The organism is Vibrio gallaecicus (assembly GCF_024347495.1).
Lineage (GTDB): Bacteria > Pseudomonadota > Gammaproteobacteria > Enterobacterales > Vibrionaceae > Vibrio > Vibrio gallaecicus.
Genome location: NZ_AP025490.1, coordinates 2555746 through 2571428, shown reverse-complemented (window position 1 = coordinate 2571428; position 15683 = coordinate 2555746). Strand labels below are relative to the sequence as shown.

Annotated in this window: 17 protein-coding genes; 13 read left to right on the top strand and 4 right to left on the bottom strand. The window is 42.2% G+C overall.

What is annotated here, in order from left to right; genetic code table 11:
• From ribBA to OCU78_RS11075, 6 genes are all read left to right on the top strand, one after another.
• Window positions 1–1110, top strand: a complete 1110-nt coding sequence (gene ribBA / locus OCU78_RS11100) for a bifunctional 3,4-dihydroxy-2-butanone-4-phosphate synthase/GTP cyclohydrolase II (protein ID WP_137373506.1) — start codon at window positions 1–3, stop codon at window positions 1108–1110.
• A gap of 253 nt (window positions 1111–1363) precedes the next feature.
• Complete coding sequence (gene ribH, locus OCU78_RS11095; protein ID WP_137373507.1) at window positions 1364–1834, top strand: 6,7-dimethyl-8-ribityllumazine synthase; 471 nt, start codon at window positions 1364–1366, stop codon at window positions 1832–1834.
• On the top strand, window positions 1834–2301 hold the full coding sequence (gene nusB, locus OCU78_RS11090; RefSeq protein WP_137373508.1) for a transcription antitermination factor NusB: 468 nt from the start codon (window positions 1834–1836) through the stop codon (window positions 2299–2301). The genes ribH and nusB overlap by 1 nt, the downstream gene beginning before the upstream one ends.
• 161 nt (window positions 2302–2462) lie before the next feature.
• Window positions 2463–3434, top strand: a complete 972-nt coding sequence (thiL, locus tag OCU78_RS11085) for a thiamine-phosphate kinase (protein ID WP_137373509.1) — start codon at window positions 2463–2465, stop codon at window positions 3432–3434.
• A complete protein-coding gene (gene pgpA / locus OCU78_RS11080; protein WP_137373510.1) occupies window positions 3434–3940 on the top strand; it encodes a phosphatidylglycerophosphatase A in 507 nt (168 codons plus the stop codon). The genes thiL and pgpA overlap by 1 nt, the downstream gene beginning before the upstream one ends.
• A gap of 25 nt (window positions 3941–3965) precedes the next feature.
• A complete protein-coding gene (locus OCU78_RS11075; protein ID WP_137373511.1) occupies window positions 3966–4325 on the top strand; it encodes a putative quinol monooxygenase in 360 nt (119 codons plus the stop codon).
• Between the two features lie 82 nt (window positions 4326–4407).
• On the opposite strand, the gene dxs is transcribed toward OCU78_RS11075, so the two are convergent.
• The 3 genes from dxs to xseB are packed head-to-tail and all read right to left on the bottom strand — an operon-like array spanning window position 4408 to window position 7458.
• Window positions 4408–6291 (bottom strand): 1-deoxy-D-xylulose-5-phosphate synthase, encoded by a 1884-nt coding sequence (gene dxs, locus OCU78_RS11070; RefSeq protein WP_137373512.1) that lies wholly within the window; start codon window positions 6289–6291, stop codon window positions 4408–4410.
• A gap of 20 nt (window positions 6292–6311) precedes the next feature.
• Window positions 6312–7196, bottom strand: coding sequence for a (2E,6E)-farnesyl diphosphate synthase (ispA, locus tag OCU78_RS11065; RefSeq protein ID WP_137373513.1), 885 nt, complete (start codon window positions 7194–7196; stop codon window positions 6312–6314).
• A 19-nt stretch (window positions 7197–7215) separates the two neighbouring features.
• Window positions 7216–7458, bottom strand: a complete 243-nt coding sequence (gene xseB, locus OCU78_RS11060; RefSeq protein ID WP_137373514.1) for an exodeoxyribonuclease VII small subunit — start codon at window positions 7456–7458, stop codon at window positions 7216–7218.
• A 299-nt stretch (window positions 7459–7757) separates the two neighbouring features.
• Between xseB and pomA the strand changes: the two genes are divergently transcribed.
• The 7 genes from pomA to rlmM all read left to right on the top strand — a co-directional run bounded on the left by pomA (window position 7758) and on the right by rlmM (window position 14764).
• Window positions 7758–8522 carry a flagellar motor protein PomA gene (pomA, locus tag OCU78_RS11055; RefSeq protein WP_137373515.1) on the top strand — a complete coding sequence of 255 codons (765 nt, stop codon included), beginning with the start codon at window positions 7758–7760 and terminating at the stop codon, window positions 8520–8522.
• An 11-nt stretch (window positions 8523–8533) separates the two neighbouring features.
• Window positions 8534–9475, top strand: a complete 942-nt coding sequence (locus tag OCU78_RS11050) for a flagellar motor protein MotB (protein WP_137373516.1) — start codon at window positions 8534–8536, stop codon at window positions 9473–9475.
• 359 nt (window positions 9476–9834) lie between these two features.
• Entirely contained in the window at window positions 9835–11283 is a 1449-nt protein-coding gene (gene thiI, locus OCU78_RS11045) for a tRNA uracil 4-sulfurtransferase ThiI (protein WP_137373517.1), read from the top strand.
• A 420-nt stretch (window positions 11284–11703) separates the two neighbouring features.
• Window positions 11704–12630, top strand: coding sequence for a transcriptional regulator GcvA (locus OCU78_RS11040; protein WP_137373518.1), 927 nt, complete (start codon window positions 11704–11706; stop codon window positions 12628–12630).
• Window positions 12623–13288: an alpha/beta fold hydrolase gene (locus OCU78_RS11035; protein ID WP_137373620.1), complete on the top strand. Its 666-nt coding sequence runs from the start codon at window positions 12623–12625 to the stop codon at window positions 13286–13288. The genes OCU78_RS11040 and OCU78_RS11035 overlap by 8 nt, the downstream gene beginning before the upstream one ends.
• The gene (locus tag OCU78_RS11030) at window positions 13278–13676 is read left to right on the top strand and encodes a DUF423 domain-containing protein (protein ID WP_137373519.1); all 399 of its coding nucleotides are present in this window, start codon (window positions 13278–13280) and stop codon (window positions 13674–13676) included. Before OCU78_RS11035 ends, OCU78_RS11030 begins: the two co-directional genes overlap by 11 nt.
• On the top strand, window positions 13673–14764 hold the full coding sequence (gene rlmM, locus OCU78_RS11025) for a 23S rRNA (cytidine(2498)-2'-O)-methyltransferase RlmM (protein WP_137373520.1): 1092 nt from the start codon (window positions 13673–13675) through the stop codon (window positions 14762–14764). Before OCU78_RS11030 ends, rlmM begins: the two co-directional genes overlap by 4 nt.
• A gap of 100 nt (window positions 14765–14864) precedes the next feature.
• Here rlmM and OCU78_RS11020 read toward each other — a convergent pair whose 3' ends face one another.
• Window positions 14865–15629, bottom strand: a complete 765-nt coding sequence (locus tag OCU78_RS11020; RefSeq protein WP_137373521.1) for a DNA/RNA non-specific endonuclease — start codon at window positions 15627–15629, stop codon at window positions 14865–14867.
• Between the last annotated feature and the right edge of the window lie 54 nt (window positions 15630–15683).

Below are 15683 nucleotides of genomic sequence, written 5' to 3'. Positions count from 1 at the left end.
ATGCCAATTAGTACTCCTCAAGAAATTATTGAAGACATTCGTCTAGGAAAGATGGTTATCCTGATGGATGATGAAGATCGTGAAAACGAAGGCGATCTTATTATGGCTGCGGAGCATGTAACACCAGAAGCCATCAACTTTATGGCTATGTTTGGTCGCGGTTTAATTTGCTTAACATTGACTAAAGAGCGCTCAAATCGAATGGGTTTAGCGCCAATGGTTCAAGATAACAATGCCCAGTACACCACTAATTTTACGGTTTCGATTGAAGCTGCTGAAGGGGTAACTACAGGTATTTCAGCTTCTGATCGCGCTGTCACAGTGCAGGCTGCCGTTGCAAAAGATGCGAAAGCGGCTGATCTTGTGCAGCCAGGACACATCTTCCCTTTAACAGCTCAAGAAGGTGGGGTGTTAACCCGTGCTGGTCATACAGAGGCAGGTTGTGATTTAGCTCGTCTAGCGGGCTGTGAACCAGCGTCTGTTATTGTCGAAATTCTTAATGACGATGGCACAATGGCACGTCGTCCAGACCTTGAAGTGTTTGCTGAAAAACACGATATCAAATTGGGTACGATTGCCGATCTCATCGAATACCGTAACAACACCGAGACCACAATTGAGCGTGTTGCACAGTGCCATTTACCGACAGAGTTTGGTGACTTCGAGCTTGTTACTTACCGTGACACTATCGATAACCAAATTCATTACGCCATGCAGAAAGGGGATTTATCAGCAGGTGCTCCATTAGTTCGTGTGCACTTACATGATACTTTCACAGACCTTCTTCATTCAGACCGTGGTACAGAGCGTAGTTGGTCGCTAGATAAAGCGATGAAGCGCATTGGTGACGAAGGTGGAGTGCTGGTTATCCTTGGCAACGAAGAGTCGTCTGATTCTTTGATTCACAAAGTGAAGACCTTTGAAGCTCAAGATAAGAACGAGCAGCCAAAGATGGCGAAGAAGCAAGGTACCTCTCGTCGTGTTGGTGTTGGCTCTCAGATCCTACAAGACCTAGGTGTCCATGATATGCGCTTACTTTCTTCAAGTTCGAAGCGTTACCACGCACTTGGTGGTTTTGGTCTTAATGTTGTGGAATATGTGTGTGAGTAATTGTGGCTTTTGCTGTTCAAGTGCCCACATTAGTATTTTACGAAAAAAGAAAACACACAGTATTACGTGAATTATCAATATAAAAATAAAGGAAACAACCATGTTTCCTTTATTAATTTTTCTGAGTTGAATTCTAGCTTGCAATTCCAATAGCGTGGTTAAGGTATAAACCTAAATTCCATTAGATATTGCTCACAGTTTTATGCTAGAATCCGGCGATTCTCACTTGATGAATATAGTTAAAGGAAGGCTTATGAAAGTGATCGAGGGTGGCTTCCCAGCGCCAAATGCAAAAATTGCTATCGTTATAGCTCGTTTCAACAGTTTTATTAACGAAAGTTTACTTTCTGGTGCAATCGATACTTTAAAACGTCACGGACAAGTAAGCGAAGACAATATTACTATTGTTCGTTGTCCTGGTGCGGTAGAACTTCCACTTGTAGCGCAACGCGTTGCAAAAACAGGTAAGTTCGACGCTATTGTATCTCTAGGTACAGTTATCCGCGGCGGTACGCCTCATTTCGACTATGTTTGTAGTGAATGTAATAAAGGTTTGGCACAAGTGTCTTTGGAATATTCTCTTCCAGTAGCATTTGGTGTTCTTACTGTTGATACGATCGATCAAGCTATTGAACGCGCAGGGACCAAGGCTGGTAATAAAGGTGCAGAAGCTGCACTAAGCGCACTTGAGATGATCAACGTTCTTTCTGAAATCGATTCCTAATGGGGGCCAGTGTGAAACCAGCCGCACGTCGTAACGCACGTCAATTTGCTCTACAAGCAATTTATTCGTGGCAAATTACTAAAGAAAATGTTGCTACTGTTGAAGAACAGTTCTTATCTGGTGGTAAGTATGATGAAGAAGAGCATCATGCAGCAGAGCCTGCTCTTGCTATGCCAGAAACAGACGTTGCATACTTCCGCGACCTACTGACTGGTGTTGCTCTTAGCCACATGGAACTAGATAGCAAGCTTCGTCCTTTCGTATCTCGCCCTATGCAAGATCTTGATTTGATGGAACTGGCTCTTCTACGTTTAGCTATGTACGAGATGACTCGTCGTGAAGATGTACCATACAAAGTGGTCATCAATGAAGCTATCGAGCTTGCAAAAGTATTTGCAGCAGAAGACAGCCATAAGTTTGTTAACGGTGTGCTTGATAAAGCTGCACCACATGTACGTAAGAAGTAATACGTTCATAAACGAATATAAAAGGTCAGCTATCATGCTGGCCTTTTTTGTAGCTAAAATAAAGTGACTGTAGTGATTAAATACACGTAACTAAAAAAGCAACATAGCTAACAAGAGTACGTGTTTACTAGGTTCAAAAAACAAAATAATAGGCTTATCTGATGTCTGGTGAATTTAACCTGATTGACAAATATTTCGTAAACCGACAACCACAAAGAAAAGATGTACATTTAGCGGCGGGTGATGATTGTGCGCTTGTGAAACCGCCTAGCAATGTTGAGATTGCAATAAGTACGGACACTTTAGTTGCGGGTACTCATTTTCTTCCTGAAGCTAACCCTGCATGGGTAGCGCATAAAGCACTATCTTCCAACATCAGTGATTTGGCTGCCATGGGTGCAACGCCTGCGTGGGTATCATTTGCTTTGACGATGCCAGAAGTCGATGAAGAATGGCTGGCTCCTTTTTGTGACTCCTTTTTTGAATTAGCTGATTATTTTGGTATTCAGCTCATTGGCGGAGATACCACTAAGGGGCCTTTAAGTTTAACCTTAACGGTTCAAGGCTTCGTACCTGAGGGTAAAGCACTGCGCCGAGATGGAGCTAAAGTTGGTGATTGGATTTACGTTACAGGAAACTTGGGTGATAGCAAAGCTGGCTTAGAAGTGTTGCTTGATACAGAGAATCGAGTACGTCCAAACGCAGAAGAATTGGAAAAGCGTCATTATTTGAGTGCACCGAGAGTGTTAGCTGGGCGTGCATTATGCGACCTTGCTTCTTCAGCCATTGATATTTCAGATGGTGTTATAGCTGACCTTAAGCATATCTTGAAGCGCTCTGAAGTAGGGGCAAGTATAGATGTAAGTTTGCTACCGCTCTCTGTTGAATTATTGGAATATGCGACCTCCATTGATAAAGCACAGCATTATGCGTTAACCAGTGGTGAAGAGTACGAATTGTGCTTTACTGTACCTGAAGAAAATAAAGGGTCACTAGAGAGTGCGTTGGCGCACGCAGGGACAAAAGTCACCTGCATTGGCCAGATAAGACCTGTAGACTACTTTGAAATTCATGATAACAATAAACCACTTAATTGGGATTTAAGTGGTTACGATCACTTTAAGGCGAAATAATGACAAACCCTCTATCACTTATCTCATTGAAGAACCCATGGCATTTATTAGCGACAGGGTTTGGAAGTGGCTTGTCTCCAATTATTCCCGGCACTATGGGTACTTTGGCTTCTATTCCATTGTATTTTCTGCTGGTTCAGCTGCCTTTTCCAGTTTATGTAATTGCCGTAGTGATTAGCTGTATTGTTGGAATTAAAATTTGCCAAGTGACTTCTGATGACATGAAAGTTCACGATCATGGCTCTATTGTATGGGATGAGTTTGCAGGCTTTTGGATCACCATGGGCCTTGTTCCACTTCTCAATATTCCACCAACAGATTGGAAGTGGTTATTAACGGGTTTCATATTGTTCCGTTTTTTCGATATGGTAAAGCCTTGGCCAATTGGTTGGCTAGATAAGCGCATACATGGCGGCTTAGGTATTATGATTGATGATATCGTTGCAGGTATCATGGCTGGTATCGCGTTGTATGCGATTGCTCGATATGCAGGTTGGCTGGTTTAGTCGTTAATGAATAATAGGAATAAAAATGTCTAAGAAAGTTTATTGTATTGCTCAATTTCTACCGAAAGAAGGTAAATTAAATGAGCTATTTAAAGTGCTACAAGCGCTTGAACCGAACACTTTACGTGAAGATGGTTGCATCCAATATACAGTGACACGTCATATTCAAAGCCCATTTGCTGAAGGGGAAAGTTACCCTATTGCATTCAATGAAATTTGGGCAGATAACGAAGCGTTCGAAGCACACTGTCAGCGTCGTGAAATTCAGGCTTTCTTCGAAGAGCAATGTGTTTCTGAAGATGGGCTAGTTGATAAATTTAATGTTTCTATCTATTCAGATGAACCAGAAAACTACGATGCACCTAAGTTGAAGCCTTGCTGCTAGCATTAAGTTTTTCCCATTAAAAAAGGTTGACCATTTGGTCAACCTTTTTGTTTTTAGCTTCAAGTAATATCGACTACTTAGCTTACTTAGATACATAAGTAGTTATTGAATTAAGAATGCCTTTAACATCTAAACCTAGCTCTTCGTGAAGCTCGCCTTGAGTCCCTTGAGATATAAACTTATCTGGTAAGCCTAAATTCAGCACTGGCATAGGCTGTTTTTCTTGCATTAAGAATTCCACAACACCGGAACCTGCACCACCGGCAATGGCATTTTCTTCTATAGTCACTAGCACATCATGCTCTGCTGCTAAAGACTGAATAAGCGCTTCATCGAGTGGCTTAACAAATCGCATATCCGCGACTGTTGCATCGATAGATTCAGCTGCTTCTAGAGCACTTTCAAGGAAAGTACCAAAGCTAAGAATTGCGACTTTCTGACCACCCTTAACTTTATTACTTTGACGTACAATCCGTCCCTTACCAATCTCTAGAGCAGTAAATTCACTTTGGATTTCAGTGCCCATACCATTACCCCTAGGGTAACGAACGGCACTTGGACCAGTATGTTGGTGACCGGTATACAGCATCTGGCGGCATTCATTTTCATCACTTGGCGCCATGATGACCATATTTGGAATACAGCGCATAAAGCTTAAATCAAAAGCACCTTGGTGAGTTTGTCCGTCTGCCCCAACAAGACCTGCGCGATCAATGGCGAACATTACGGGTAAATCCATAATCGCCACATCATGGATCAGTTGATCATAACCACGCTGTAGGAATGTTGAGTAAATCGCGACAATTGGTTTATCACCAGAAATCGCCATACCTGTTGCTAGGGTCACTGCGTGTTGTTCTGCGATAGCAACATCAAAGTACTGGTTAGGGTACTCTTTAGAGAAGCGAACCATTCCAGAACCTTCACGCATGGCTGGTGTAATTGCCATTAGCTTTGGATCTTGAGCTGCCATGTCACAAAGGAAGTCACCGAAGATCTTAGAAAAAGTCGGTTTTGAGCTTGTACTCTTAGGCAAGCTTGAGTGTGCAGGATCAAATTTCGGTACGCCATGGTAGCCGATAGGATCTTTTTCTGCAGGCTCGTAGCCTTTGCCTTTTTTCGTCATGATATGAAGAAATTGAGGACCTTTTAAATCTCTCATGTTCTTCAATGTTTTGATTAGCTCATTAACATCGTGACCATCAACAGGACCAATGTAGTTAAAGCCAAGCTCTTCGAACATAGTGCCAGGTACAACCATACCCTTCAGATGCTCTTCAGTGCGACGAACCAGTTCTTTAATTGGTGGTACACCTGATAACACCTTTTTTCCACCTTCACGGATCGAGGTATAAAGGCTGCCAGAAAGGACTTGAGCTAAGTGGTTATTTAACGCGCCAACATTCTCTGAAATAGACATTTCATTGTCATTCAGTACGACAAGCATATCGTTGTGAATGTCACCAGCATGGTTCATTGCTTCAAATGCCATGCCCGCAGTAATAGCGCCATCACCGATAACACTTACGACTTTACGGTTCTGACCTTCTTTCTCAGCGCTGATCGCCATACCAAGTGCAGCACTGATAGAAGTAGAAGAGTGACCTACAGACAATGTGTCGTATTCACTTTCTTCGCGCCAAGGAAATGGGTGTAATCCACCTTTTTGACGAATCGTAGCTAATTTATCACGACGACCAGTCAAGATTTTATGCGGGTATGCTTGGTGACCCACATCCCACACTAATTGGTCAAATGGTGTGTTATAAACATAATGTAATGCGACAGTTAGCTCCACTGTGCCTAAACCTGATGCTAAGTGGCCACTTGATTGGCTCACAGAATTCAGTAAATAGGATCTCAGTTCTTCACAGAGTTGCGGTAGCGTCTCTTTTGGAAGTAGACGCAAATCCTCTGGCTTATTAGCCAAAGCAAGTGTTGGGTACTTTGAAATATCAAGAGTCATAGTAATGCGCGCTTATAATCTTAGTTCTTGCGCTCGATGACGTATCGGGCGAACTCTTCGAGTGACTGAGTATTGTAGGGGATCATGTCCAAAGCTTGAAGTGCTTCATGTAACAGAGTTTGTGCTTTTTCTTGAGCACCCTCTAAACCTAACAAAGAAGGATAAGTACTCTTGTTTAATTCTAGGTCTGAACCTTGTGGTTTGCCTAATGTTTCAGTATCACTAATGATATCCAAAATATCGTCCTGAACTTGAAAAGCGAGCCCTATAGCGTCTGCAAATTTATCAAGTTGAGGTAACAGATCTAATCCTTTTTTACCGGCAGATAATGCGCCTAAACGAATCGCACACTTTAATAAAGCACCGGTTTTATTCCTGTGGATTTCTTCTAATTCGGTAAGAGAGACCGTTCGGTTTTCAGCAGCAAGATCAAGAGATTGCCCTAAGCACATGCCCTGAGCACCAGAAGCTTGAGCTAAATTTTGGATCATTTTAACTCGGCAACTTTCACCTGCAGAACTGAGTTCACCTTCAGCAAGAATAGTAAATGCTAACGTTTGTAAGGCATCGCCCGTTAAGATAGCTGTCGCTTCATCAAACTTTATGTGACATGTTTGATGTCCGCGGCGTAACTCATCGTCATCCATCGCTGGTAAATCATCATGAATGAGGGAATAGGCATGAATGCATTCAATCGCAGAGGCTGGAGTATCCAGGTCTTCGCTACTGCACCCAAGCATTTCACCAGTCATGTATACAAGGAAAGGACGAGCACGTTTTCCACCAAGCAATAGCCCATAGCGCATTGCGTTAATGAGATCTAAATTTTGGTGAGGGAGGCGATTTAGCCAAAGGTTTAGTTGAGCATTATTACGTGCTTGATAAGACGATAAAGTCTCAATCATAGAGGGTCTCATACAATAATTATTCTGGTTGTGGGTTAAAGTCACTAAGTTCTGCGTTTTCATCATTTTGCAGCAAGATACTGACGCGCTGCTCGGCATCATTTAGTTTACTTTGACCAGCACGAGCGAGAGAAATACCACGCTCAAATTTTTTCAGCGCATCATCTAAAGCTAGATCACCATTTTCTAGTTGATCAACCAAGCCATCAAGCTCTTCAATTGCAGCCTCGAAGGTCATATTTTCCGGTTTCTTAGTCGCCATAATAATTCTGCGTTGGGAAAGATGAACGAACGTTACCTTAGGGCGTAGAGTTGGTCAAATTTAACCAATAAAATTTGTCAGAAAGTTTGTTTTCAGACGGTCTACACTTATGGTCGCAAAGCTTGGTTAACTCTCGTAGAGTCACAGGAGGAAGATATGAGTCCAAATGCCGAGCAATTGCTGGTGTTAGAACAGAAAAGTGTGATACTTAGACCAAGAATTTACTTAAAGATCTTATGATCTTGCCGATAACAAGATTATTCTAAAAGTAGAAAGATAAACAGCATGAGGAGTGCTCAGTGGATTTAGCAACCCTATTAGGTTTGATTGGTGGATTTGCCTTTGTAATCATGGCGATGATCTTAGGTGGAAGCCTAGGCATGTTCTATGACACGACTTCGTTACTGATCGTGGTAGGTGGTTCTACTTTTGTTGTATTAATGAAATTCACTATGGGCCAGTTTTTTGGAGCCGCAAAAATTGCAGGCAAGGCATTCATGTTTAAAGCTGATGCGCCTGAAGAATTGATTGCTAAAGTGGTTGAAATGGCAGATGCCGCACGTAAAGGCGGTTTCCTTGCATTGGAAGAGATGGAAATTACCAACAGTTTTATGCAGAAGGGCATCGATCTGTTGGTTGATGGTCATGATGCTGATGTCGTTCGAGCGGCTTTACAAAAAGATATTGCGCTTACCGATGAGCGTCATGAGCAAGGCGGTAAAGTATTCAGTGCATTTGGTGATGTTTCCCCTGCAATGGGAATGATTGGTACTTTGGTTGGTCTTGTTGCCATGCTTTCAAATATGGATGATCCAAAATCAATTGGTCCAGCAATGGCGGTAGCACTTTTAACAACACTATACGGCGCTGTGCTTTCAAACATGGTGTTCTTTCCTATTGCCGACAAACTAGCCTTACGCCGAGATCAAGAAACACTGAACCGCCGCTTAATTATGGATGGAGTCCTCGCTATCCAAGATGGTCAAAACCCTCGAGTCATTGATGGCTATCTGAAAAACTACCTAAATGAAGGTAAACGAATTCTTGATGGCGAAGCAGACTAAGGATATTCACAATGGAAGAAGAAGTTCCCTGTAAATGTCCCCCTCCCGGTCTTCCTTTATGGATGGGAACGTTTGCGGATTTAATGTCACTGCTAATGTGTTTCTTTGTATTACTACTTTCATTCTCAGAAATGGATGTACTGAAATTCAAACAAATTGCAGGTTCAATGAAATTTGCTTTTGGTGTGCAGAATAAGCTGGAAGTAAAAGATATTCCCAAAGGCACCAGTATTATTGCTCAGGAGTTTAGACCAGGTCGTCCTGAGCCAACGCCTATTGATGTCATCATGCAGCAGACGATTGATATTACTCAGCAAACCCTTGAGTTTCATGAGGGAGAATCAGACAGAGCTGGCGGCACTAAACGTGACCAAGGTAAATTGACTGGTGGTCAATCACCAGATACGTCGACTCAGAATAATCAAAACTCCGAATCTGAGATGCAACAGCAACAAGCTGAAGCACAATCTCAAGAAATGGAAACCTTAATGGAGAGCATTAAAAAAGCTCTAGAGCGAGAGATTGACCAAGGGGCGATCGAAGTTGAAAACTTAGGTCAGCAAATTGTGATTCGTATTCGTGAAAAAGGTGCATTTCCATCAGGGTCTGCGTTTCTACAACCTAAGTTTCGCCCCCTAGTGAGGCAAGTCGCGGAACTTGTTAAAGATGTTCCGGGGATTGTTAGAATTTCAGGGCACACTGATAACCAGCGCTTAGACTCTGAACTTTATCGTTCTAATTGGGATTTATCTTCGCAGCGCGCTGTGTCTGTTGCTCAAGAAATGGAGAAAGTTCGTGGTTTCTCACATCAGCGTTTACGTGTGAGAGGCATGGCGGATACAGAACCTGTTGAACCTAATGATACTGAAGCTCAGCGCAGTTTAAACCGCCGTGTTGAAATCAGCATTATGCAAGGTGAACCTTTGTTTAGCGAAGAAGTGCCAGCGCTTTAATGGGTCCTGCTTAAATAGCATTAGCTCTGCAGAATTGTTATTAGTTCTATTTAATATAGAACGGTTCTAGCTAAAACGGTTCATAGCAGAAACAGAAAAGCCTGAGGTGTCATAGCCTCAGGCTTTTTTATTATCAGTGCGCCGTGTTTTATTTATTGAATTGTTTGGAAAATGCATCAGATCTGAAGGAGTATTTTTAAGCAGAAAGGCGGTAGTCTTTTCTTTGAATCTGGTTCTCATGTATAATTCGCGCCCTTAGATTTAGATAATGATCTATTCTGCTTTAAGTGCCGTGTTAAAAACGCTTCACTTAACGATGGACCTTCTAAAATTGTGAACCTTATTGTTGTGAAAGTATTATGAAATTTATTGTTAAGCCCCATCCGGAAATTTTTGTAAAAAGTGAGTCGGTGCGTAAGCGCTTCACAAGGATTCTAGAATGCAATATCCGAAATGTTATTCAGCGCAAGGCTGAAGGCGTTGCGGTATTCAACCGTCGTGATCACATTGAAGTCACATCTGAAAGTGATAAGTTTTACCCTGAAGTGTTAGAGGCATTAACTCACACTCCGGGAATTCATCACTCGCTTGAAGTTCAACAATCAGAATTTAAAGACCTGCACGATATTTACGAGCAAGTTTTAGAGCGCAGCCGTGCTGATATCGAAGGTAAAACTTTCTCAGTTCGTGCTAAGCGTCGTGGTAAGCATGAATTCACATCGATTGAATTAGAGCGCTATGTTGGTGGTGGCTTAAACCAAGCGGTTGAGTCTGCAAAAGTAAGACTGAAGAACCCAGACGTAACCGTTAAAGTTGAAATAGCTAACGACAAACTAAATCAAGTATTGGCTCGCCATAAAGGTTTAGGTGGTTTCCCTCTTGGTACTCAAGAAGATCTGCTTAGCTTGATCTCTGGTGGTTTTGATTCTGGTGTCTCAAGTTACCTACATATTAAGCGTGGCTCTAAAGTGCATTACTGTTTCTTCAATCTTGGTGGGCCTGCTCACGAGATTGGCGTTAAGCAAGTTGCTCATTACCTATGGAATAAATATGGTTCATCGGCAAAGGTGAAGTTTGTTTCAATAGATTTTGAACCTGTAGTGGCTGAGATTCTAGAAAATGTAGAAGATGGTCAAATGGGTGTGGTACTGAAACGTATGTTTATGCGTGCTGGTGGCATGGTTGCAGAGCGTTTTGGTATTGAAGCATTAGTCACTGGTGAAGCGCTTGGCCAGGTGTCTAGTCAAACGTTGACGAACTTACGCCATATCGACAATGTGACAGATACTTTAATTCTTCGTCCTTTGATTAACTGGGATAAAGAAGACATTATCGATTTGTCTCGTATTATTGGCACTGAAGACTTCGCGAAAGTAATGCCGGAATACTGTGGTGTGATTTCTAAGAAGCCGACGGTAAAAGCGAAGAAAGGCAAACTTGAAGCGGAAGAAGCAAAATTCAATTTCGAAATCCTTGATCAAGTGATTGAAAATGCTCGTGTGATGGACATCCGTGATATTGAAAAAGAAAGCCAAGAGCAGGCGCCTGAAGTGGAACAAGTTCAAGCGGTCGCTGAGCATGCTGTTGTGCTGGATATTCGTAGCCCAGATGAAGAAGATGACAGCCCATTAGAAATTGATGGCGTAGAAGTAAAACATCTTCCATTCTATAAGCTTGCGACTCAGTTTGGTGATCTTGACCAAGGTAAAGAATACTTACTGTATTGTGACCGTGGCGTGATGAGCCGCTTACAAGCGCTTTACCTGCAAGAGCAAGGCTTCCACAATGTGAAGGTTTACCGCCCTTAGGTGACTTACCTGAATCGCAGATGTGATTTGAAAAGCCGCTTACATGGGTAAGCGGCTTTTTTATTTGAATAAGAAAATTTATGGGCACCTATGTGCTGTTAAATTTGTTTTCTTCCATAAAAAAACACCGCCATATAGGCGGTGTAAAGAAATTTGACAGACAGGTCAAAATAAACAGGAAGTAGATGCCTCGTTACATTGGATTAGCTGTAACGAAACACTTGGTAGAACTCTACCCAACTCGAAAAGTTCGAGTTTGCAAACACAACATCGCAACAACTAAGCCAATTGATTCTAGAGAGAATCAAGCCGTTCAGGCTAGCGCTGCGAAACGAAATATAGAATTTCTCTAGCCGCTAGACAATGGACAATTTATAATGTTTCAGATGAAAAAAACTAATGCTTTAGTAGAGAGTAGCCATGTCTCGTAGATTACCCCCATTAAACTCCTTAAGAGTGTTTGAAGCGGCGGCACGTCATTTAAGTTTTACTCGTGCAGCGGAAGAGCTTTTTGTTACGCAGGCGGCAGTTAGCCACCAAATAAAAGCGTTGGAAGAATTCTTAGCTTTAAAGTTATTTCGCCGTCGAAACCGTTCTTTATTATTAACGGAAGAAGGGCAAAGCTATTTTCTTGATATCAAAGATATCTTCACATCCCTTGCTGAGGCTACCGATAAGGTACTTGAACGCAGTGAGAAAGGCGCATTAACCATAAGTTTACCGCCTAGTTTTGCTATTCAATGGCTAGTTCCGAGATTAGCGGATTTTAATCAGCAAGAGCCTGATATTGATGTAAGAATCAAAGCGGTTGATATGGATGAAGGCTCGCTCACGGACGATGTGGATGTTGCTATCTATTATGGTCGGGGTAATTGGCCGAGTTTAAGAGCCGATAAACTGTACCAAGAGTACTTGATACCATTATGCGCGCCATCAGTATTACTAGGAGCAAAACCATTAGAATCCCTAACTGACTTAGCATGTCATACGTTATTGCACGATACATCTCGAAAAGATTGGAAACAATTTGCTAAGCAGAATTTCATTGATGGGGTCAATGTGAACCATGGTCCTATCTTCAGTCACTCTACTATGGTACTGCAAGCTGCAGCTCACGGGCAGGGGATTGCACTAGGCAACAACGTACTGGCACAACCTGAAATTGAAGCGGGTCGTTTAATTGCTCCTTTCGATGAGGTTCTTGTTAGCAAGAATGCGTTTTATGTCGTGTGCCATGAAAAACAGGCTGATATGGGCAGAATAGCGACATTCCGAGATTGGATGTTAGCGAAAGCTCAGAGTGAGCAAGAGGATTTATTGGATGAAGCAGGAAGTGAGCATGAGTAATGTGTCAGTTGATGCGCTGTCGGCTGTAGAGAAAGCTTCCAGTTTGCTTATTGATGGTGAGAAGCACCCTTATACCTTTATCTTTGCTCACGGGGCTGGAGCGGGAATGGACCATGAATTTATGGAATCCGTTGCGAAAGGGTTATCTTTTAAGGGAATACGGGTTATTCGCTTTAACTTCCCATATATGATTAAACGTGCGGAAGACGGCAAGCGTCGCCCACCAGATAGAGCGCCTAAGCTACTGGAAGCCTACCAGCGTGTGATTGATGAGTTATCAGTAACGAATGTGGTTATTGGTGGTAAATCTATGGGGGGGCGTATGGCGAGCCATCTATCGGAGTATGACAAAGTTGCAGGTGTCGCGTGTTTAGGGTTTCCGTTTCATCCCCCAGGTAAACCGGAAAAATACAAAGGTGAGCACTTAGCTGAAGTGCAAAAGCCTTGTTTAATCCTGCAAGGAGAGCGAGACACCTTTGGTAAGCGCGAAGAGTTTGCAGAATTTAACTTATCAGATTCAATCAAAGTCTCATTTATCCCTGATGGTGATCATAGCTTTAAGCCTCGTAAAAGCTCAGGGTATACAGAACAGAAAAATATAGCGCTGACGGTTGAGTTGCTTTCTACTTTTATCAAAGAGGTGTTGGATGAAAAGTAAGGCACTGCTTATATTTTCTGGGCTTTCAGCAATGGTAGCTGTCATTTTTGGAGCTTTTGCTGCGCATGCATTGAAAGGGCAGTTATCTGAATATTTACTTGGTGTGTTTGAAACGGGTGTTCAGTATCAGTTCATTCATACGCTGGCTATTTTATCCTGTGGCATCTTACTCCAATTGAAACTTGGCTTAAAATCACAAAAATATTTTTTCATTGCCGCGATTTGCTTTATCATCGGCATCCTTTGTTTTAGTGGCAGCCTTTATGCGCTCGCTTTAACAGGAATTAAATGGTTTGGTCCCATCACTCCACTGGGTGGGCTACTATTTATTATCGGTTGGGGAGCTTTCTCCTTTGCTGCTTTGAATATAAATGAGGTAACTAAGTGAAACACGTACTACTCTATTGTCGCTCTGGTTTTGAAAAAGAATGTGCTGGCGAAATTCAAGACAAAGCAACACAACTTGAAGTGTTTGGTTTTCCTCGCTTAAAGAACAATACGGGTTTTGTTTTGTTCGAATGTTATCAAGCTGGCGAAGCCGATAAACTGGTTAAAGGTGTTGATTTTCAGTCTCTGATTTTTGCTCGTCAAATGATTGCAGTTGCTGTTGAAATTAAAGATCTACCAAGTGAAGATCGTATCTCCCCAATTTTAGAAGCGCTTTCTACAAAAGATAACTTCCCTCGTTGTGGTGATATTCGCATTGAAACACCAGATACGAATGAAGCGAAAGAGCTTTTGAAATTCTGTCGTAAGTTTACAGTGCCTATGCGTCAAGCATTACGCGGTAAAGGTCTTATGACATCAAAAGACAATGTTAAGAAGCCTGTGCTTCACGTATGCTTTATTGCACCGGGTCATTGCTTTATTGGTTACTCCTACCCAACAAACAACTCTCAGTTCTTTATGGGTATTCCTCGTTTGAAGTTCCCTTCAGACTCTCCAAGCCGTTCTACATTGAAGCTAGAAGAAGCTTTCCATGTATTTATTCCTCGTGATGAGTGGGATGAGCGTTTAGCTCCGGGTATGTGGGGTGTCGATTTGGGCGCTTGCCCTGGCGGTTGGACTTACCAACTGGTGAAGCGTTCAATGTTCGTTCACTGTGTTGATAACGGCATGATGGCTGATAGTTTGATGGAAACGGGCCAGATTAAACACCACATGGTTGATGGTTTTAAGTTTGAACCAGATCGTAAGAACGTAACTTGGATTGTTTGTGACATGGTTGAGAAACCAGCTCGAGTTGCTCACCTTATGGGAGAATGGATCATTAAAGGTTGGGCAAAAGAAGCCCTATTTAACCTGAAGCTTCCTATGAAAGGTCGTTACGATGAAGTACTTCAAGATATCGAAAACTTGAAAGTCTTCTTAATTGAGAATGGCGTGAAGTTTAAGATGCAAGCTAAGCACCTTTATCATGACCGTGAAGAAATTACGGTTCACATTCAGTCTCTATCGAATATTTCTCCGCACTAAAACGGTTAATAAATCGATAATAGAAACGCTCCTTTTTAGGAGCGTTTTTTATACTTAATATTCTAAAGTAAACGGCTTTAAACGAGACTGGAACATTCGGTTATTCCGGTGTTGGCCACATTTCCCAAAGCATTGCTTCCATCGTTGTTTCTGTGCCGTCTGCAGTTGCAGAGAAGAAGTCTAAATTAGTGCGCTGTTCTACTTCATCAATGGTCGTTACAAAATTAACTAACTCAGAACCCGATACATCTCTGTGTGGGACAATAAATGCAATCGCATCATTGTAGTAGGGGTCTAGGATAACTTTGTAGAATGCACTTGGGATAACTACCCCATTGCCAATCGTTGCTTCGTTTCCTTCATAAATAGGACCTGTTACTACGTAAAGCTCTTGATATTCATTGGCAAGATCTCGAACGTGCTCTTCCAGTAATCGCCAGCCCACGCGGTTAAAGCCGGGAAGTTGTGGTGACATGTTACTGAGCAAAAAGCTAGATTGCATAGATTCTTGAGAAAAATCCATAGCGGCAGAAGGCGCTAAATGTCCACGGTCATAGCCTGATTTGGAGTAGTCGCTTAACGTTGATTGAGCATACTCTGGTAGTTCTTGGTCTGCTTTGAAGCGGTTACTGCGTTTGAACTTTGCATTCACACTTTCTGCGGTGATGTGATAGGCAACCCAGTCTGCATTTTTAGTGTCATAGTTATAACCAACTGCATACCCAGATCTACATAATATTTGGTCTGAGGTTTCAGATGGTGTGCCTTTTATCAGGTGCTGACCGCAAGCTTCACTTTCTGCAGAAGATAAAGAAGAAAAGCTGACTAGAAGGGTAGTTAATGAGAGTAATAGTATTTTTTTCATGTGTTGCTCCTTATTGGGAGCTACGAAAATAAATACTTTTGTCAGTAAGACTGT